The 17720-nt window shown below is 54.6% G+C and carries 25 protein-coding genes; all 25 read right to left on the bottom strand.

Features of this window, described 5'->3' with window-relative positions; translation table 11 throughout:
• Position 1 precedes the first annotated feature (1 nt).
• On the bottom strand, positions 2-178 hold the full coding sequence (gene rpmD, locus JFU37_RS15460; protein WP_003186033.1) for a 50S ribosomal protein L30: 177 nt from the start codon (positions 176-178) through the stop codon (positions 2-4).
• Positions 179-180: 2 nt separating this feature from the next.
• On the bottom strand, positions 181-681 hold the full coding sequence (gene rpsE / locus JFU37_RS15455; protein WP_007943782.1) for a 30S ribosomal protein S5: 501 nt from the start codon (positions 679-681) through the stop codon (positions 181-183).
• Positions 682-684: 3 nt separating this feature from the next.
• Complete coding sequence (rplR, locus tag JFU37_RS15450; protein WP_003186037.1) at positions 685-1035, bottom strand: 50S ribosomal protein L18; 351 nt, start codon at positions 1033-1035, stop codon at positions 685-687.
• A 10-nt stretch (positions 1036-1045) separates the two neighbouring features.
• Positions 1046-1579 (bottom strand): 50S ribosomal protein L6, encoded by a 534-nt coding sequence (gene rplF, locus JFU37_RS15445; protein WP_007896774.1) that lies wholly within the window; start codon positions 1577-1579, stop codon positions 1046-1048.
• A gap of 12 nt (positions 1580-1591) precedes the next feature.
• Complete coding sequence (gene rpsH, locus JFU37_RS15440) at positions 1592-1984, bottom strand: 30S ribosomal protein S8 (protein ID WP_003186040.1); 393 nt, start codon at positions 1982-1984, stop codon at positions 1592-1594.
• 209 nt (positions 1985-2193) lie between these two features.
• Positions 2194-2499 carry a 30S ribosomal protein S14 gene (rpsN, locus tag JFU37_RS15435; protein WP_003176414.1) on the bottom strand — a complete coding sequence of 102 codons (306 nt, stop codon included), beginning with the start codon at positions 2497-2499 and terminating at the stop codon, positions 2194-2196.
• Positions 2500-2512: 13 nt separating this feature from the next.
• Complete coding sequence (gene rplE / locus JFU37_RS15430) at positions 2513-3052, bottom strand: 50S ribosomal protein L5 (RefSeq protein ID WP_003176415.1); 540 nt, start codon at positions 3050-3052, stop codon at positions 2513-2515.
• A 20-nt stretch (positions 3053-3072) separates the two neighbouring features.
• Positions 3073-3387, bottom strand: a complete 315-nt coding sequence (gene rplX / locus JFU37_RS15425) for a 50S ribosomal protein L24 (protein ID WP_003176416.1) — start codon at positions 3385-3387, stop codon at positions 3073-3075.
• Positions 3388-3398: 11 nt separating this feature from the next.
• Complete coding sequence (rplN, locus tag JFU37_RS15420) at positions 3399-3767, bottom strand: 50S ribosomal protein L14 (protein WP_002555479.1); 369 nt, start codon at positions 3765-3767, stop codon at positions 3399-3401.
• 23 nt (positions 3768-3790) lie between these two features.
• On the bottom strand, positions 3791-4057 hold the full coding sequence (rpsQ, locus tag JFU37_RS15415; protein ID WP_003176419.1) for a 30S ribosomal protein S17: 267 nt from the start codon (positions 4055-4057) through the stop codon (positions 3791-3793).
• Between the two features lie 2 nt (positions 4058-4059).
• A complete protein-coding gene (gene rpmC, locus JFU37_RS15410; RefSeq protein ID WP_008030901.1) occupies positions 4060-4251 on the bottom strand; it encodes a 50S ribosomal protein L29 in 192 nt (63 codons plus the stop codon).
• Entirely contained in the window at positions 4251-4664 is a 414-nt protein-coding gene (gene rplP / locus JFU37_RS15405; RefSeq protein ID WP_008145497.1) for a 50S ribosomal protein L16, read from the bottom strand. Before rplP ends, rpmC begins: the two co-directional genes overlap by 1 nt.
• Positions 4665-4676: 12 nt before the next feature.
• Entirely contained in the window at positions 4677-5363 is a 687-nt protein-coding gene (rpsC, locus tag JFU37_RS15400) for a 30S ribosomal protein S3 (RefSeq protein WP_003176422.1), read from the bottom strand.
• Positions 5364-5376: 13 nt separating this feature from the next.
• On the bottom strand, positions 5377-5709 hold the full coding sequence (gene rplV, locus JFU37_RS15395; protein WP_003103908.1) for a 50S ribosomal protein L22: 333 nt from the start codon (positions 5707-5709) through the stop codon (positions 5377-5379).
• Between the two features lie 13 nt (positions 5710-5722).
• Positions 5723-5998, bottom strand: a complete 276-nt coding sequence (rpsS, locus tag JFU37_RS15390) for a 30S ribosomal protein S19 (protein ID WP_002555486.1) — start codon at positions 5996-5998, stop codon at positions 5723-5725.
• A 16-nt stretch (positions 5999-6014) separates the two neighbouring features.
• Positions 6015-6839 (bottom strand): 50S ribosomal protein L2, encoded by an 825-nt coding sequence (rplB, locus tag JFU37_RS15385; protein ID WP_003176423.1) that lies wholly within the window; start codon positions 6837-6839, stop codon positions 6015-6017.
• 14 nt (positions 6840-6853) lie between these two features.
• Complete coding sequence (gene rplW / locus JFU37_RS15380) at positions 6854-7153, bottom strand: 50S ribosomal protein L23 (RefSeq protein WP_002555488.1); 300 nt, start codon at positions 7151-7153, stop codon at positions 6854-6856.
• Positions 7150-7752 (bottom strand): 50S ribosomal protein L4, encoded by a 603-nt coding sequence (gene rplD / locus JFU37_RS15375; protein ID WP_007896707.1) that lies wholly within the window; start codon positions 7750-7752, stop codon positions 7150-7152. Before rplD ends, rplW begins: the two co-directional genes overlap by 4 nt.
• A 12-nt stretch (positions 7753-7764) precedes the next feature.
• On the bottom strand, positions 7765-8400 hold the full coding sequence (gene rplC, locus JFU37_RS15370; protein ID WP_003186059.1) for a 50S ribosomal protein L3: 636 nt from the start codon (positions 8398-8400) through the stop codon (positions 7765-7767).
• Positions 8401-8480: 80 nt separating this feature from the next.
• A complete protein-coding gene (gene rpsJ / locus JFU37_RS15365; protein WP_003186070.1) occupies positions 8481-8792 on the bottom strand; it encodes a 30S ribosomal protein S10 in 312 nt (103 codons plus the stop codon).
• Between the two features lie 156 nt (positions 8793-8948).
• Positions 8949-10142: an elongation factor Tu gene (tuf, locus tag JFU37_RS15360; RefSeq protein WP_007896660.1), complete on the bottom strand. Its 1194-nt coding sequence runs from the start codon at positions 10140-10142 to the stop codon at positions 8949-8951.
• 31 nt (positions 10143-10173) lie between these two features.
• Positions 10174-12279, bottom strand: coding sequence for an elongation factor G (gene fusA, locus JFU37_RS15355; RefSeq protein WP_201116051.1), 2106 nt, complete (start codon positions 12277-12279; stop codon positions 10174-10176).
• Between the two features lie 30 nt (positions 12280-12309).
• Positions 12310-12780, bottom strand: a complete 471-nt coding sequence (gene rpsG, locus JFU37_RS15350) for a 30S ribosomal protein S7 (protein ID WP_002555493.1) — start codon at positions 12778-12780, stop codon at positions 12310-12312.
• 118 nt (positions 12781-12898) lie between these two features.
• Positions 12899-13270, bottom strand: a complete 372-nt coding sequence (gene rpsL, locus JFU37_RS15345; protein WP_002555494.1) for a 30S ribosomal protein S12 — start codon at positions 13268-13270, stop codon at positions 12899-12901.
• A gap of 216 nt (positions 13271-13486) precedes the next feature.
• A complete protein-coding gene (rpoC, locus tag JFU37_RS15340) occupies positions 13487-17686 on the bottom strand; it encodes a DNA-directed RNA polymerase subunit beta' (protein WP_038981300.1) in 4200 nt (1399 codons plus the stop codon).
• Positions 17687-17720 lie beyond the last annotated feature (34 nt).

The raw sequence follows: 17720 nt of genomic DNA, 5'->3' as shown, positions 1-17720 counted from the left end.
ATTAACCCTCGACACGCAGCATGTAGTAAGCCTTGTTGATCATCCCGCGATTCTCGGGAGTATCAAGTACTTCTACAGTGTGACCGATGCGACGCAGACCCAGACCCTTAACGCACAGTTTGTGGTTAGGGATGCGGCCGGTCATGCTTTTGATCAGCGTAACTTTAACGGTAGCCATGATCAGAAGATCTCCTTGACGCTTTTGCCACGCTTGGCGGCAATGGACTCAGGAGACTGCATAGCTTTCAAACCTTTGAAAGTGGCGTGAACCACGTTTACCGGGTTAGTCGAGCCGTAGCACTTGGCCAGAACGTTCTGAACGCCAGCAACTTCGAGGACAGCACGCATAGCGCCGCCAGCGATGATACCGGTACCTTCAGAAGCAGGCTGCATGTACACCTTCGAAGCGCCGTGACCGGACTTCATTGCGTACTGCAGAGTGGTGCCGTTCAGATCAACTTGGATCATGTTGCGGCGAGCAGCTTCCATTGCCTTCTGAATCGCAGCAGGCACTTCACGTGACTTGCCACGGCCGAAGCCAACACGCCCTTTACCATCACCAACCACGGTCAACGCGGTGAAAGTGAAGATACGGCCGCCTTTTACGGTTTTGGCTACGCGGTTAACTTGAACCAGCTTCTCAATGTAGCCTTCGTCGCGCTTTTGGTCGTTATTTGACATAACTTAGAACTCCAGCCCAGCTTCACGAGCAGCATCAGCCAGCGCCTTGACGCGGCCGTGGTACTTGAAGCCAGAGCGGTCGAAAGCCACCTGCGAGACGCCAGCGGCTTTAGCACGCGTAGCGACCAGCTGGCCAACCTTAGTGGCCGCGTCGATGTTGCCAGTGGCGCCATCACGCAGTTCTTTATCCAAAGTCGAGGCAGATGCCAGGACTTTGTTGCCGTCGGCCGAAATGACCTGGGCGTAGATGTGCTGCGACGAGCGGAACACGCAGAGACGCACGACTTCGAGTTCGTGCATTTTCAGGCGTGCTTTGCGAGCGCGACGCAGTCGAGTAACTTTTTTGTCGGTCATTTGCTATGCCCTACTTCTTCTTGGCTTCTTTACGACGGACGACTTCGTCCGCGTAGCGCACACCTTTGCCTTTGTACGGCTCTGGTGGACGGAAGTCGCGGATCTCGGCGGCCACTTGACCTACCAGCTGCTTATCGATACCCCGAATCAGGATGTCGGTTTGGCTAGGAGTCTCAGCGGTGATGCCTTCCGGCAGTTCATAATCCACTGGGTGCGAGAAGCCAAGAGCCAGGTTCAGCACTGTGCCTTTTGCTTGCGCTTTGTAACCAACACCGACCAGCTGGAGCTTGCGCTCGAAGCCTTGGCTTACGCCTTGGACCATGTTGTTTACCAACGCACGAGTGGTACCAGCCATTGCGCGAGTTTGTTGATCGCCATTGCGAGCAGCGAAACGCAGCTCACCAGCTTCTTCAACGATCTCAACGGACGAATGGATGTTCAGTTCGAGAGTGCCCTTGGCACCCTTCACCGAAAGCTGTTGGCCTGCGAATTTTACTTCGACACCGGCTGGCAGCTTAACGGGGTTCTTAGCGACGCGTGACATGCTTATCCCCCCTTAGAACACAGTGCAAAGAACTTCGCCGCCGACACCGGCAGCGCGCGCAGCACGATCCGTCATCACACCTTTGTTGGTGGAGACGATAGACACACCGAGACCGCCACGAACTTTTGGCAGATCATCGACGGACTTGTACTGACGCAGGCCTGGACGGCTAACGCGCTTCACTTCTTCGATGACCGGACGGCCTTCGAAGTACTTCAGCTCGATGGACAGCAGTGGTTTGATTTCGCTGCTGATCTGATAACCCGCAATGTAACCTTCGTCCTTCAGGACTTTGGCAACAGCTACCTTCAAAGTAGAAGATGGCATGCTTACGACGGACTTTTCAGCCATCTGGGCATTACGGATTCGAGTTAGCATGTCCGCTAACGGGTCCTGCATACTCATGGGCTAGACGCTCCTAATACAAAAAAATTAGCCTTGCGGCTACTACGTGTCGCCGAGCTCATCCATGCGAAAAAAGCACGGGCTCAGGCGAGCCGGGTATTCTAGACACACCCCACAAATGAATCAAGCCCCAAAAGGGGCTTGATTCAAGTTCAAGGTCACCGGCGGTCAGGATCTTGCGATCCTGAGCACCGAGACTTTGACAGTGCTTACCAGCTGGCTTTAACCAGACCAGGTACGTCACCACGCATTGCAGCTTCACGCAATTTGTTACGGCCGAGGCCGAACTTGCGGTAAACGCCGTGTGGACGACCGGTCAGGCGGCAGCGGTTACGCATGCGCGAAGCGCTTGCGTCACGTGGCTGCTTCTGCAGAGCTACTGTAGCTTCCCAACGCGCTTCTGGACTTGCGTTCAGATCAACGATGATAGCTTTCAGTGCTGCACGCTTTTTGGCGTACTTGGCAACCGTGAGCTGACGCTTCAGCTCGCGGTTTTTCATGCTCATCTTGGCCATTTTCCTACTCCAATCAGTTGCGGAACGGGAATTTGAAAGCACGCAGCAGCGCGCGACCTTCATCATCGTTCTTGGCAGTGGTGGTCAGGGTAATGTCCAGACCGCGGAGAGCATCGATCTTGTCGTAGTCGATTTCCGGGAAGATGATCTGCTCTTTAACGCCCATGCTGTAGTTACCACGACCATCGAAGGACTTGGCATTCAGGCCGCGGAAGTCGCGAACCCGAGGCAGGGAGATCGACAGCAGACGATCCAGGAACTCGTACATACGCTCACGGCGCAGGGTCACTTTGACGCCGATCGGCCAACCTTCACGGACTTTAAAGCCAGCGATGGATTTCCGAGCGTAGGTCACAACGACTTTCTGGCCGGTGATCTTTTCCAGGTCAGCAACAGCGTGCTCGATGACTTTTTTGTCACCGACCGCTTCGCCCAGACCCATGTTCAGGGTGATTTTGGTAACGCGTGGAACTTCCATCACGTTCGAAAGCTTAAGTTCTTCCTTAAGCTTCGGTGCGATTTCCTTCCAGTAAATCTCTTTTAGTCGTGCCATGGTCTTCTACCTAGCAGTGTTCAAGCATCAACCGCTTTTTGGGTCGACTTGAAGACACGAATTTTCTTGCCGTCTTCTACTTTGAAACCAACGCGGTCAGCCTTGTTGGTTTCGCCGTTGAAAATGGCGACGTTAGAAGCGTCCAGTGGAGCTTCTTTTTCGACGATACCGCCTTGTACGCCCGACATCGGGTTAGGCTTGGTATGACGCTTAACCAGGTTCAGACCACCAATAACCAGACGGTTATTAGCGAGAACCTTAAGCACCTTACCGCGCTTACCTTTGTCTTTGCCGGCGATCACGATGATCTCGTCGTCACGACGAATCTTTTGCATGTCGGATCTCCTTACAGCACTTCTGGGGCGAGCGAGACGATCTTCATGAACTTCTCAGTACGAAGTTCACGGGTCACTGGCCCAAAGATACGGGTGCCGATCGGCTCTTGCTTGTTGTTCAGAAGAACAGCAGCGTTGCCATCAAAGCGGATAATGGAGCCATCAGCACGACGTACGCCGTGACGAGTGCGGACTACAACAGCAGTCATCACTTGGCCTTTTTTCACTTTACCGCGAGGAATTGCTTCCTTCACGGTAACTTTGATGATGTCACCGATACCAGCGTAACGACGATGGGAGCCACCCAGCACCTTGATGCACATAACGCGGCGTGCGCCGCTGTTATCGGCCACATCGAGCATGGATTGAGTCTGAATCATATAATTTCTCCGACCCCTAGTCCTTAGACTTCCACAGCGCGTTCGAGAACATCAACCAATGCCCAAGACTTGGTCTTGGCCAGCGGACGAGTTTCACGAATAGTGACTTTGTCGCCGATGTGGCACTGATTGGTTTCGTCGTGCGCGTGCAGCTTAGTCGAACGCTTAACGTATTTACCGTAGATCGGGTGCTTTACGCGACGCTCGATCAGAACGGTGATGGTCTTGTCCATTTTGTCGCTGACAACACGGCCAGTCAGCGTACGGACGGTTTTTTCGGCTTCAGCCATGATTACTTACCTGCCTGCTGTTTGAGCACAGTCTTCACGCGAGCGATGTCACGCTTAACTTGCCGGAGCAGGTGAGACTGCCCCAACTGGCCAGTTGCTTTCTGCATGCGCAGATTGAACTGGTCGCGCAGCAGGCCGAGCAGTTGCTCGTTAAGCTGCGGCGCGTCTTTTTCACGAAGTTCATTCGCTTTCATCACATCACCGTCCGTTTAACAAAGGCGGTGGCGAGCGGCAGCTTTGCAGCAGCCAGGGCAAAAGCCTCACGCGCCAGCTCTTCAGTTACACCCTCGATTTCATACAGGACTTTGCCTGGCTGAATCTGGGCAACCCAGTACTCCACACTACCCTTACCTTTACCCATCCGAACTTCGAGTGGCTTTTTGGAAATAGGCTTGTCCGGGAATACACGGATCCAGATCTTGCCGCCACGTTTAACGTGACGGGTCAGAGCACGACGCGCTGACTCGATCTGACGAGCGGTGAGACGACCACGAGCTACAGACTTCAGCGCGAACTCGCCGAAGCTGACTTTGCTACCGCGCTGAGCCAGACCACGGTTGTGGCCTGTCATCTGCTTGCGGAACTTCGTACGCTTTGGTTGCAACATTTGGCGTACCCCTTACTTAGCAGCTTTTTTACGAGGCGCTGGTGCTTGTGGTTTCAGTTCTTCTTGGCGACCACCAATTACTTCGCCTTTGAAGATCCAAACCTTTACACCGATCACACCGTAAGTGGTGTGAGCTTCGTAGTTGGCATAGTCGATGTCGGCACGCAGGGTGTGCAGTGGCACACGACCTTCGCGATACCATTCAGTACGTGCGATTTCAGCACCGCCGAGACGACCGCTCACTTGGATTTTGATGCCTTTGGCACCAATGCGCATGGCGTTCTGTACAGCGCGCTTCATAGCGCGACGGAACATTACGCGACGCTCCAGCTGCTGAGCTACGCTCTGCGCAACCAACATACCGTCGAGTTCCGGCTTGCGGATTTCTTCGATATTGATGTGCACAGGCACACCCATTTGTTTGGTCAGGTCCTGACGCAGTTTCTCAACATCTTCACCTTTCTTCCCGATAACGATACCTGGACGAGCGGTGTGGATGGTGATACGTGCAGTTTGAGCCGGACGATGGATATCGATACGGCTTACGGACGCGCTTTTTAGTTTGTCTTGGAGATACTCACGCACCTTCAGATCAGCGAACAAATAGTCCGCATAAGTCCGACCGTCTGCGTACCAGACGGAGGTGTGCTCCTTGACGATTCCCAGGCGAATGCCAATGGGATGTACTTTCTGACCCATCTCTTCGACTCCGTTACTTGTCAGCAACCTTGACAGTGATATGGCAAGACCGCTTGACGATGCGATCAGCACGGCCTTTGGCACGTGGCATGATTCGCTTCAGCGAACGCCCTTCGTTGACGAAAACGGTGCTGACTTTAAGGTCATCAACGTCTGCGCCTTCGTTATGCTCGGCGTTGGCTACGGCCGACTCCAGCACTTTCTTCATGATCTCGGCGGCTTTCTTACTGCTGAAAGCCAACAGGTTGAGCGCTTCGCCCACCTTCTTCCCGCGGATCTGGTCGGCGACCAAGCGGGCTTTCTGGGCGGAGATTCGAGCGCCCGACAACTTAGCGGCTACTTCCATCGTTCCTTACCCCTTAACGCTTGGCTTTCTTGTCTGCCACGTGCCCACGATATGTGCGGGTACCGGCAAACTCGCCTAGTTTGTGGCCGACCATGTCTTCGTTCACGAGAACTGGAACATGTTGACGACCGTTATGCACAGCAATGGTCAAACCGACCATTTGTGGCAGGATCATGGAACGGCGCGACCAGGTCTTAACTGGTTTGCGATCGTTCTTTTCCGCCGCCACTTCGATCTTCTTCAGTAGGTGAAGATCAATAAAAGGACCTTTTTTCAGAGAACGTGGCACTGTCGTATCCCTCTATTTACTTGCGACGACGGACGATCATTTTGTCGGTACGCTTATTACCACGAGTCTTCGCGCCCTTAGTCGGGAAGCCCCATGGCGATACCGGATGACGACCACCAGAGGTACGACCTTCACCACCACCATGTGGGTGGTCAACCGGGTTCATGGCAACACCACGAACGGTTGGGCGAACGCCACGCCAGCGTTTGGCACCAGCTTTACCCAGCGAACGCAGGCTGTGCTCGGAGTTCGAGACTTCACCCAGGGTCGCGCGGCATTCAGCCAGCACTTTACGCATCTCACCAGAACGCAGACGCAGGGTCACGTAGACACCTTCACGAGCGATCAGCTGAGCCGAAGCACCAGCGGAACGAGCGATTTGCGCGCCTTTACCTGGCTTCAATTCGATGCCGTGTACGGTGCTACCAACTGGAATGTTACGCAGTTGCAGAGCGTTGCCCGGCTTGATCGGTGCCAGAGCACCTGCGATCAGCTGGTCGCCAGCACTCACGCCTTTAGGGGCGATGATGTAGCGACGCTCGCCATCTGCGTACAGCAGCAGAGCGATGTGAGCAGTACGGTTTGGATCGTATTCAATACGCTCGACAGTGGCAGAGATGCCATCTTTGTCGTTGCGACGGAAATCGACCAGACGATAATGCTGCTTATGGCCACCACCGATGTGACGAGTGGTAATGCGACCATTGTTGTTACGACCACCAGTCTTCGATTTTTTCTCGAGCAGCGGTGCGTGAGGAGCGCCTTTATGCAGCTCCTGGTTGACCACCTTGACCACAAAACGGCGGCCAGGGGAAGTCGGTTTGCATTTAACGATTGCCATGATGCACCCCTTCCTTACTCAGCACTGCTGCTGAAATCGAGATCTTGGCCTGGTTGAAGGGAGATAACTGCCTTCTTCCAGTCATTACGCTTGCCCAGACCGCGAGCAGTGCGCTTGCTCTTACCCAGAACATTCAGGGTAGTAACACGCTCTACTTTCACGCTGAACAGGCTTTCGACGGCCTTCTTGATTTCCAGCTTGGTTGCGTCAGTTGCAACCTTGAAAACGAACTGGCCTTTTTTGTCAGCCAGAACCGTAGCCTTCTCGGAAACGTGCGGGCCAAGCAGAACTTTAAATACGCGTTCCTGGTTCATCCCAGCAGCTCCTCGAATTTCTTCACGGCCGACACGGTGATCAACACCTTGTCGTATGCGATCAGACTAACTGGATCGGAACCTTGCACGTCACGTACATCAACGTGTGGCAGGTTACGAGCAGCCAGGTACAGGTTCTGATCAACCACTTCAGACACGATCAAGACGTCAGTCAGGCCCATGCCGGTCAGTTTGTTCAGCAGATCTTTGGTCTTCGGTGCATCAACAGCGAAGTCCTGAACCACAACCAGACGATCAGTACGCACCAGCTCAGCAAGGATGGAACGCATTGCTGCGCGATACATCTTCTTGTTCAGCTTCTGGGTGTGATCCTGAGGACGAGCTGCGAAAGTGGTACCGCCGCCGCGCCAGATTGGGCTACGGATAGTACCGGCACGAGCACGGCCAGTACCTTTCTGACGCCATGGGCGCTTACCGCCACCACGAACGTCGGAACGGGTCTTTTGCTGCTTGCTACCTTGACGGCCGCCGGCCATGTAGGCCACGACTGCTTGGTGAACCAGCGTCTCGTTGAATTCGCCGCCAAATGTCAGTTCGGAAACTTCGATCGCTTGAGCGTCATTTACATTTAATTGCATGTCAGCTTCCCCTTAACCGCGAGCCTTGGCTGCTGGACGTACAACCAAGTTGCCGCCAGTAGCGCCAGGAACAGCGCCCTTGACCAACAACAGATTGCGTTCAGCGTCCACGCGCACTACTTCGAGGGACTGCACGGTCACGCGCTCAGCGCCCATATGACCGGACATTTTTTTGCCCTTGAATACACGACCAGGAGTCTGGCACTGGCCGATAGAGCCTGGAACGCGGTGGGACACGGAGTTACCGTGGGTATTATCTTGCCCGCGGAAGTTCCAACGCTTGATCGTACCCTGGAAGCCTTTACCCTTGGACTGACCGGTTACATCAACCAGTTGACCAGCGGCGAAGATTTCAGCGTTGATCAGATCGCCGGCCTGGTACTCGCCTTCTTCAAGACGGAATTCCATTACGGTACGACCAGCGGCAACGTTCGCTTTAGCGAAGTGGCCAGCCTGAGCAGCTGTAACACGCGAAGCACGACGCTCGCCTACAGTGACTTGCACTGCACGATAGCCATCGGTCTCTTCAGTTTTGAACTGGGTGACGCGATTCGGCTCGATCTCAATGACCGTGACCGGAATGGAGACACCTTCTTCGGTGAAAATACGGGTCATACCGCATTTACGACCGACTACACCAATAGTCATGTTGTAAACCTCATGAGTGTACGGGGCTTTCACCCGCTATGGCCGCCCATTTCAGAGCGTTACACGACTAAGACCGAGTCTTAGCCGAGGCTGATCTGCACTTCCACACCGGCCGCAAGATCAAGCTTCATAAGAGCATCAACGGTTTTATCCGTTGGCTGGACGATGTCCAGAACGCGCTTATGAGTACGGATCTCGTACTGGTCACGCGCGTCTTTGTTGACGTGCGGGGAGACCAGAACGGTGAACCGCTCTTTACGGGTAGGCAGTGGAATTGGACCACGCACTTGAGCACCAGTACGTTTCGCGGTTTCCACGATTTCCTGGGTGGATTGGTCGATCAGGCGATGGTCAAAAGCCTTCAACCTGATACGGATTTGCTGATTTTGCATTGGATTTCAGACTCCGGCTGCTATTCCCACCGAGCGCAATACGCCCGTTAAAAGGAGGCGCAATTCTATAGACGCCCCAGATAGGTGTCAACCCAATAAAAAAGCCCCCGCTAAGCGGGGGCCTCTTCAATTCATCGAAGCTTACTCAAAAAGAGCTTACTCGATGATTTTGGCTACGACGCCAGCGCCGACGGTACGACCGCCTTCACGGATAGCGAAACGCAGACCGTCTTCCATTGCGATGGTCTTGATCAGGGTGACAACCATTTTGATGTTGTCGCCTGGCATTACCATTTCAACGCCTTCTGGCAGCTCGCAGTTACCAGTCACGTCAGTAGTACGGAAGTAGAACTGTGGACGGTAGCCTTTGAAGAACGGAGTGTGACGACCGCCTTCTTCCTTGCTCAGAACGTAGACTTCAGCTTCGAACTTGGTGTGCGGCTTAACCGAACCCGGCTTAACCAGAACCTGGCCACGCTCAACGTCGTCACGCTTGGTACCACGCAGCAGAACGCCGCAGTTCTCGCCAGCACGACCTTCGTCGAGCAGCTTACGGAACATTTCAACACCGGTGCAGGTGGTGACGGTAGTGTCACGCAGACCAACGATTTCCAGTGGATCTTGAACCTTGACGATACCGCGCTCGATACGACCAGTTACAACAGTACCGCGACCGGAGATCGAGAATACGTCTTCGATTGGCATCAGGAACGGCTTGTCGATAACACGGACTGGATCTGGGATGTAGCTGTCCAGAGTCTCAACCAGTTTACGAACGGCAGTGGTGCCCATTTCGTTGTCGTCTTGGCCGTTCAGAGCCATCAGAGCCGAACCGATGATGATCGGAGTGTCGTCACCTGGGAAGTCGTAAGTGCTCAGCAGATCGCGCACTTCCATCTCAACCAGTTCCAGCAGCTCAGCGTCGTCAACCATGTCAGCCTTGTTCAGGAAGACAACGATGTACGGAACGCCAACCTGACGGGACAGCAGGATGTGCTCACGGGTTTGTGGCATCGGACCATCAGCGGCCGAGCAAACCAGGATAGCGCCGTCCATTTGAGCAGCACCGGTGATCATGTTCTTCACATAGTCAGCGTGACCTGGGCAGTCAACGTGAGCGTAGTGACGGATCAGCGAGTTGTATTCAACGTGCGCGGTGTTGATGGTGATACCACGAGCCTTTTCTTCTGGAGCGCTGTCGATTTTATCGAAAGCAACAACAGCCGAACCGAAAACTTCGGAGCAGACGCGAGTCAGAGCAGCGGTCAGCGTGGTTTTACCGTGGTCGACGTGACCGATGGTGCCAACGTTGACGTGCGGGAGGGTACGGTCAAATTTTTCTTTAGCCACGACAATTAACTCCTAGCCTAAAGGGGCTGAATCAGCCTTGTTTTTTGGTAACAGTTTCGACGATGTGCGACGGAGCTGTATTGTATTTTTTGAATTCCATAGAGTAGCTTGCGCGACCTTGGGACATGGAACGAACGTCGGTTGCGTAACCGAACATTTCACCCAACGGAACCTCGGCGCGAATCACTTTGCCGGAAACCGTGTCTTCCATACCCAGGATCATGCCGCGACGACGGTTAAGGTCGCCCATCACGTCACCCATATAGTCTTCAGGTGTAACAACCTCTACCGCCATGATCGGCTCAAGCAACTCACCACCGCCCTTCTGGGCCAGTTGCTTGGTTGCCATGGAAGCAGCCACCTTAAACGCCATCTCGTTGGAGTCGACGTCGTGGTAGGAACCATCAAACACGGTAGCCTTCAGGCCGATCAGCGGATAGCCGGCCACAACGCCGTTCTTCATCTGCTCTTCGATACCCTTCTGGATAGCCGGGATGTATTCCTTAGGAACCACACCACCCACTACTTCGTTCAGGAATTGCAGACCTTCCTGACCTTCGTCAGCAGGAGCAAAACGAATCCAGCAATGACCGAACTGGCCACGACCGCCGGACTGACGAACGAACTTGCCTTCAATTTCGCAGCTCTTCGTGATGCGCTCACGGTACGAAACTTGAGGCTTACCGATGTTGGCTTCGACGTTGAACTCACGGCGCATCCGGTCAACCAGGATGTCCAGGTGCAACTCGCCCATGCCGGAGATGATCGTTTGACCAGTCTCTTCATCAGTCTTGACGCGGAAAGATGGATCTTCCTGAGCAAGTTTGCCCAGAGCGATACCCATTTTTTCCTGGTCGTCCTTGGTCTTAGGCTCTACGGCAACCGAAATAACCGGCTCCGGGAAGTCCATGCGAACCAGGATGATTGGCTTGTCAGCGTTGCACAAAGTTTCACCAGTGGTGACGTCCTTCATGCCGATCAAGGCCGCGATGTCACCAGCGCGTACTTCCTTGATTTCTTCACGGGCGTTTGCGTGCATTTGCACCATACGACCCACGCGCTCTTTCTTGCCTTTAACCGAGTTGATCACGCCGTCGCCGGAGGCCAACACGCCCGAGTAAACTCGAACAAAGGTCAAGGTACCCACGAATGGGTCGGTGGCAATTTTGAATGCCAGAGCGGAGAACGGTTCGTTGTCGTCTGCATGACGCTCCAGATCGATAGTCTCGTCATCCGGGTCAGTACCCTTGATGGCAGGAATATCAACAGGCGCAGGCAGGTAGTCGATAACGGCGTCGAGAACCAGGGGAACACCCTTGTTCTTGAAGGAAGAACCGCAAACAGCCAGAACGATCTCACCAGCGATAGTACGCTGACGCAGAGCGGCCTTGATTTCCTCGTTGGTGAGTTCTTCACCTTCGAGGTACTTGTTCATCAGCTCTTCGCTGGCTTCAGCCGCAGCCTCAACCATGTTGCCGCGCCACTCGTCAGCCAGTTCCTGCAGTTCAGCAGGGATAGGCTTGCGAACTGGAACCATGCCTTTGTCAGCGTCGTTCCAGTAAACAGCTTCCATGGCCATCAGATCGATCTGACCCTGGAAGTTGTCTTCGGAACCGATCGCCAACTGGATTGGCACCGGAGTGTGACCCAGACGCTGCTTGATCTGACCGATCACGCGCAGGAAGTTTGCACCAGCACGGTCCATCTTGTTTACGTAAACAAGACGTGGAACGCCGTACTTGTTGGCTTGACGCCATACGGTTTCCGACTGAGGCTCAACACCCGAGGTACCGCAGAACACAACGACCGCGCCGTCGAGAACACGCAGGGAACGTTCAACTTCAATAGTGAAGTCAACGTGGCCCGGGGTATCGATGACGTTGAAGCGGTATTGATCTTTGTGCTGCTTCTCGGAACCCTGCCAGAAGGCGGTAATAGCAGCAGAAGTAATGGTAATACCACGCTCCTGCTCCTGCACCATCCAGTCTGTGGTCGCGGCGCCGTCATGCACCTCGCCCATTTTGTGACTTTTGCCGGTGTAAAAAAGGACGCGCTCAGTGGTGGTGGTTTTACCAGCATCCACGTGAGCAACGATACCGATGTTACGGTAGCGGTTAATCGGTGTTGTACGAGCCATAAAGCCCTCGCAAAATTAGTGACGCTAAAATTAGAAGCGGTAGTGCGAGAAAGCCTTGTTGGCTTCAGCCATACGGTGCACGTCTTCACGCTTCTTAACTGCAGCACCTTTACCTTCAGCGGCGTCCAACAGTTCGCCAGCCAAACGCAGAGCCATAGACTTCTCGCCGCGCTTGCGGGCGAAGTCTACCAACCAGCGCATTGCCAGGGCGTTACGACGGGACGGGCGAACTTCGACCGGAACCTGGTAAGTAGCACCGCCTACACGGCGCGACTTCACTTCGACCAGCGGAGCGATGGCGTCGAGAGCTTTCTCGAAGATTTCCAGGGGATCGCTGTTCTTGCGTTCTTTAACCTTTTCCAGCGCGCCATAAACGATACGCTCGGCAACGGCTTTCTTGCCGCTTTCCATAACGTGGTTCATGAACTTGGCCAGAATTTGGCTTCCGTATTTTGGATCGTCAAGCACTTCGCGCTTGGCTGCTACGCGTCTTCTTGGCATGGATAAGCCCTCAAACGGTCTTCAGGTTCGCTCGGAATCGGTGCCCTTACGGGACGCCTCCGACCTTACTCTTATCGACTCAGAAAAATAGAAAATCAGTTTTTACAAAAAGCCACTACTACTTAGGCTTCTTGGTACCGTACTTCGAACGACCTTGGTTACGACCTTTAACGCCGGAAGTATCCAAAGAGCCGCGAACGGTGTGGTAACGAACACCTGGCAAGTCTTTTACACGACCGCCACGGATCAGTACGACGCTGTGCTCTTGCAGGTTGTGGCCTTCACCGCCGATGTACGAGGAAACCTCGAAACCGTTGGTCAGACGCACACGGCATACTTTACGCAGTGCCGAGTTAGGTTTTTTCGGCGTGGTGGTATACACACGGGTGCATACGCCACGACGTTGCGGGCAGTTCTGCAGCGCAGGCACGTCGGATTTCTCGACGATACGCTTACGCGGCTGACGTACCAGCTGGTTGATAGTTGCCATCTACTAGCTCCACTGTTGTCTTGCGACGCTATTGTCTTGCAAGAAAAGCAAAATGGCAGGAACGAATTCCCGCCAAATTTAGGGGTACAAGAGTCTAAAGAGGATCTTGTCCCCAGTCAAGGCAAGGCCCCGACCTCCCCCCTCATCCAACCTCGACAATTTGTCTTGATTCGATGAGCGGAACTGCCAGGGCCCCACGCTTATTTACCGCAGAACTCAGTTACCACTCGAGTTCAGTGCTTCGGTCAGTGCAGCTTCCACTTCACTGGCGCTTACGCGCAACGGTTTGTCAGCTTCACGGCGGCGCTTGCGCTCGCTGTGATAAGCCAGACCGGTACCGGCCGGGATCAGACGACCCACGACTACGTTTTCTTTCAGGCCGCGCAGGTAATCGCGCTTGCCGGTTACCGCCGCTTCGGTCAGTACACGTGTGGTTTCCTGGAAGGAAGCCGCCGAGATGAACGATTCGGTGGACAACGACGCCTTGGTGATACCCAACAGCACGCGAGTGAACTTGGAAACGAATTTCTCGTCGCCAGCCAGACGCTCGTTCTCTACCAGAACGTGAGTCAATTCCATCTGGTCGCCCTTGATGAAACTGGAATCGCCGGATTCAGCGATTTCAACTTTACGCAGCATCTGACGCAGGATGGTCTCGATGTGCTTGTCGTTGATCTTCACGCCTTGCAGACGGTAAACGTCCTGGATCTCGTTCACGATGTACTTGGCCAGCGCACTGACACCCAACAGACGCAGGATGTCGTGTGGATCGCTCGGACCGTCGGAGATAACTTCGCCGCGGTTTACCTGTTCGCCTTCGAAGACGTTCAGGTGACGCCACTTCGGAATCAGCTCTTCGTACGGATCGCTACCGTCGTTCGGGGTGATAACCAGACGGCGCTTGCCTTTGGTCTCTTTACCGAACGCGATGGTGCCGCTGACTTCAGCCAGAATCGAGGCTTCTTTCGGACGACGGGCTTCGAACAAGTCGGCAACACGCGGCAGACCACCGGTGATGTCACGGGTCTTCGAAGTCTCTTGCGGAATACGAGCGATAACATCACCGATCGCGATTTTCGCACCGTCCGCAACACCGACAAGGGCGTTGGCAGGCAGGAAGTACTGAGCAATTACGTCGGTACCCGGCAGCAAGAGATCCTTGCCGTTGTCATCAACCATCTTCACAGCAGGACGGATATCTTTACCGGCAGCTGGACGGTCTTTGGCGTCGAGTACTTCAATGTTGGTCATACCGGTCAATTCGTCAGTCTGACGCTTGATCGTGATGCCTTCTTCCATGCCCACGTAGGTCACGGTACCTTTCATTTCAGTAACGATTGGGTGAGTGTGCGGATCCCACTTGGCCACGATTGCGCCAGCGTCGACCTTGTCACCTTCTTTAACCGAAATCACAGCACCGTACGGCAGCTTGTAACGCTCGCGCTCACGACCGAAGTCGTCAGCGATTGCCAGCTCACCGGAACGGGACACAGCAACCAGGCAACCATCCACTCGCTCAACGTGCTTCAGGTTATGCAGACGGACGGTACCGCCATTTTTCACCTGAACGCTGTCGGCTGCGGAGGTCCGGCTTGCCGCACCACCGATGTGGAACGTACGCATGGTCAGCTGGGTACCCGGCTCACCGATGGACTGGGCAGCGATAACGCCGACCGCTTCACCGATGTTCACCTGGTGACCACGAGCCAAGTCACGGCCGTAGCACTTGGCGCAAATGCCATAGCGGGTTTCGCAACTGATCGGCGAACGCACGATCACTTCGTCGATGCTGTTCAGCTCGATGAATTCGACCCACTTCTCGTCTACCAACGTACCGGCAGGAACGATGATTTCTTCGGTACCTGGCTTGAACACGTCACGGGCAATAACACGGCCCAATACGCGCTCACCCAGCGGCTCGACAACGTCACCGCCTTCAATGTGCGGAGTCATTACCAGGCCATGCTCGGTGCCGCAATCGATCTCGGTCACAACCAGATCCTGCGCCACGTCTACCAGACGACGAGTCAGGTAACCGGAGTTCGCAGTTTTCAACGCGGTATCCGCCAAACCTTTACGAGCACCGTGAGTAGAGATGAAGTACTGAAGTACGCTCAAACCTTCACGGAAGTTCGCGGTAATCGGCGTTTCGATGATGGAACCGTCCGGCTTGGCCATCAGGCCACGCATACCGGCGAGCTGACGGATCTGCGCAGCAGAACCCCGTGCGCCCGAGTCGGCCATCATGTACATCGAGTTGAAGGATTCCTGGTCGACTTCGACACCATGACGATCGATGACTTTCTCTTTCGAGAGGTTGGCCATCATCGCCTTGGAAACTTCGTCGTTCGCCTTGGACCAAAGGTCGATCACTTTGTTGTACTTCTCGCCCTGGGTTACCAGGCCGGAGGCGTACTGACTTTCGATCTCTTTCACTTCGTCGGTAGCAGCACCGATGATGCGGGCTTTTTCATCCGGGATAACGAAGTCGTTAACACCGATGGAAACGCCGGAAATGGTCGAATAGGCAAAACCGGTGTACATCAACTGGTCAGCGAAGATCACGGTCTCTTTCAAACCAACCACGCGGTAGCACTGGTTGATCAGCTTGGAGATCGCCTTTTTCTTCATCGGCTGGTTGACGACGTCGTACGACAGGCCAGGTGGAACAACCTGGAACAACAGCGCACGGCCGACGGTGGTGTCGACGATACGGGTGTTCTTGACGCTGCCGCCATCACGATCGTTAACGGTCTCGTTGATCCGCACTTTAACCTTGGCGTGCAGTGCGGCTTCGCCGGCACGGAACACACGGTCAACTTCTTGCAGATCCGCGAACACACGACCTTCGCCCTTGGCGTTGATCGCTTCACGAGTCATGTAGTACAGACCCAATACAACGTCCTGCGACGGAACGATGATTGGCTCACCGTTGGCTGGCGACAGAATGTTGTTGGTCGACATCATCAACGCACGCGCTTCCAACTGGGCTTCCAGTGTCAGCGGTACGTGCACGGCCATTTGGTCGCCGTCGAAGTCGGCGTTGTACGCAGCACAGACCAGAGGGTGCAGCTGGATAGCTTTACCTTCGATCAGTACCGGCTCAAACGCCTGGATACCCAGACGGTGAAGGGTCGGTGCACGGTTGAGAAGAACCGGGTGTTCGCGAATCACTTCAGCGAGAACGTCCCAAACCTCTGGCAGCTCACGCTCGACCATCTTCTTGGCAGCTTTGATGGTGGTAGCGAGACCACGCATTTCCAGCTTGCCGAAAATGAACGGCTTAAACAGCTCGAGAGCCATTTTCTTCGGCAGACCGCACTGGTGCAGACGCAGGGTCGGACCTACGGTAATTACCGAACGACCGGAGTAGTCAACACGCTTACCGAGCAAGTTCTGACGGAAACGACCTTGCTTACCCTTGATCATGTCAGCCAGGGATTTCAGAGGACGCTTGTTGGAACCAGTGATAGCGCGGCCACGACGACCGTTGTCGAGCAGTGCGTCGACGGCTTCCTGCAACATACGCTTTTCGTTGCGCACGATGATGTCCGGAGCGGACAGATCGAGCAGACGCTTCAAGCGGTTGTTACGGTTGATCACTCGACGATACAGATCGTTGAGGTCGGAAGTCGCGAAGCGACCGCCATCCAGCGGGACCAGTGGACGCAGATCTGGCGGCAGAACCGGCAGAACGGTCAGCACCATCCACTCTGGAAGGTTGCCGGAACCCTGGAAGGCTTCCATCAACTTCAGACGCTTGGACAGCTTCTTGATTTTGGTTTCGGAGTTGGTTTGCGGAATCTCTTCACGCAGACGGCCAATCTCGTGTTCCAGGTCGATAGCGTGCAGCAGCTCACGGACAGCTTCGGCACCCATGCGGGCATCGAAATCGTCGCCGAACTCTTCCAGCGCTTCGAAGTACTGCTCATCGTTCAGCAGCTGACCTTTTTCAAGGGTGGTCATGCCTGGATCGATAACGACATAGCTCTCGAAGTAGAGAACGCGTTCGATATCACGCAGGGTCATGTCCATCAGCAAGCCGATACGCGACGGCAGCGATTTCAGGAACCAGATGTGGGCAACTGGCGAGGCCAGTTCGATGTGCGCCATGCGCTCACGACGAACTTTAGCCAGTGCGACTTCAACGCCGCACTTCTCGCAGATCACACCACGGTGCTTCAAGCGCTTGTACTTACCGCACAGGCACTCGTAATCCTTTACCGGGCCAAAGATCTTGGCGCAGAACAGGCCGTCACGCTCAGGTTTGAACGTACGGTAGTTGATGGTTTCCGGCTTTTTAACTTCACCGAACGACCACGAACGGATCATCTCAGGCGATGCCAATCCAATACGGATGGCGTCGAACTCTTCGACTTGACCCTGGTTTTTCAGCAAATTCAGTAGGTCTTTCAAGGCCTTTCCTCCTGGCGGAGCAGAGAGCGGGCAA

The organism is Pseudomonas sp. TH41, assembly GCF_016650695.1.
Taxonomy (GTDB): domain Bacteria; phylum Pseudomonadota; class Gammaproteobacteria; order Pseudomonadales; family Pseudomonadaceae; genus Aquipseudomonas.
The sequence above is the reverse complement of the archived record's forward strand: the minus strand, read 5'-3'. Positions and strand labels throughout refer to the sequence as shown.

Excerpts from the sequence above, each read along its gene's own strand:
- rplE (WP_003176415.1), bottom strand. The coding sequence starts at position 3,052 with ATGGCACGACTAAAAGAGATTTACTGGAAGGAAATCGCACCGAAGCTT.
- rplW (WP_002555488.1), bottom strand. The coding sequence starts at position 7,153 with ATGAACCAGGAACGCGTATTTAAAGTTCTGCTTGGCCCGCACGTTTCC.
- rpmC (WP_008030901.1), bottom strand. The coding sequence starts at position 4,251 with ATGAAAGCGAATGAACTTCGTGAAAAAGACGCGCCGCAGCTTAACGAG.
- rplV (WP_003103908.1), bottom strand. The coding sequence starts at position 5,709 with ATGGAAGTAGCCGCTAAGTTGTCGGGCGCTCGAATCTCCGCCCAGAAA.
- rpsN (WP_003176414.1), bottom strand. The coding sequence starts at position 2,499 with ATGGCCAAGATGAGCATGAAAAACCGCGAGCTGAAGCGTCAGCTCACG.
- rpsE (WP_007943782.1), bottom strand. The coding sequence starts at position 681 with ATGTCAAATAACGACCAAAAGCGCGACGAAGGCTACATTGAGAAGCTG.
- rplN (WP_002555479.1), bottom strand. The coding sequence starts at position 3,767 with ATGATTCAGACTCAATCCATGCTCGATGTGGCCGATAACAGCGGCGCA.
- rpsJ (WP_003186070.1), bottom strand. The coding sequence starts at position 8,792 with ATGCAAAATCAGCAAATCCGTATCAGGTTGAAGGCTTTTGACCATCGC.
- rpsH (WP_003186040.1), bottom strand. The coding sequence starts at position 1,984 with ATGAGTATGCAGGACCCGTTAGCGGACATGCTAACTCGAATCCGTAAT.
- rplR (WP_003186037.1), bottom strand. The coding sequence starts at position 1,035 with ATGACCGACAAAAAAGTTACTCGACTGCGTCGCGCTCGCAAAGCACGC.
- rpsC (WP_003176422.1), bottom strand. The coding sequence starts at position 5,363 with ATGGGTCAGAAAGTACATCCCATTGGCATTCGCCTGGGAATCGTCAAG.
- rpsQ (WP_003176419.1), bottom strand. The coding sequence starts at position 4,057 with ATGGCTGAAGCCGAAAAAACCGTCCGTACGCTGACTGGCCGTGTTGTC.
- rpsG (WP_002555493.1), bottom strand. The coding sequence starts at position 12,780 with ATGCCAAGAAGACGCGTAGCAGCCAAGCGCGAAGTGCTTGACGATCCA.
- rpmD (WP_003186033.1), bottom strand. The coding sequence starts at position 178 with ATGGCTACCGTTAAAGTTACGCTGATCAAAAGCATGACCGGCCGCATC.
- rplC (WP_003186059.1), bottom strand. The coding sequence starts at position 8,400 with ATGACTATTGGTGTAGTCGGTCGTAAATGCGGTATGACCCGTATTTTC.
- rplD (WP_007896707.1), bottom strand. The coding sequence starts at position 7,752 with ATGCAATTAAATGTAAATGACGCTCAAGCGATCGAAGTTTCCGAACTG.
- rplF (WP_007896774.1), bottom strand. The coding sequence starts at position 1,579 with ATGTCACGCGTCGCTAAGAACCCCGTTAAGCTGCCAGCCGGTGTCGAA.
- rpsL (WP_002555494.1), bottom strand. The coding sequence starts at position 13,270 with ATGGCAACTATCAACCAGCTGGTACGTCAGCCGCGTAAGCGTATCGTC.
- rplP (WP_008145497.1), bottom strand. The coding sequence starts at position 4,664 with ATGTTGCAACCAAAGCGTACGAAGTTCCGCAAGCAGATGACAGGCCAC.
- fusA (WP_201116051.1), bottom strand. The coding sequence starts at position 12,279 with ATGGCTCGTACAACACCGATTAACCGCTACCGTAACATCGGTATCGTT.
- rplX (WP_003176416.1), bottom strand. The coding sequence starts at position 3,387 with ATGCAAAAGATTCGTCGTGACGACGAGATCATCGTGATCGCCGGCAAA.
- rplB (WP_003176423.1), bottom strand. The coding sequence starts at position 6,839 with ATGGCAATCGTTAAATGCAAACCGACTTCCCCTGGCCGCCGTTTTGTG.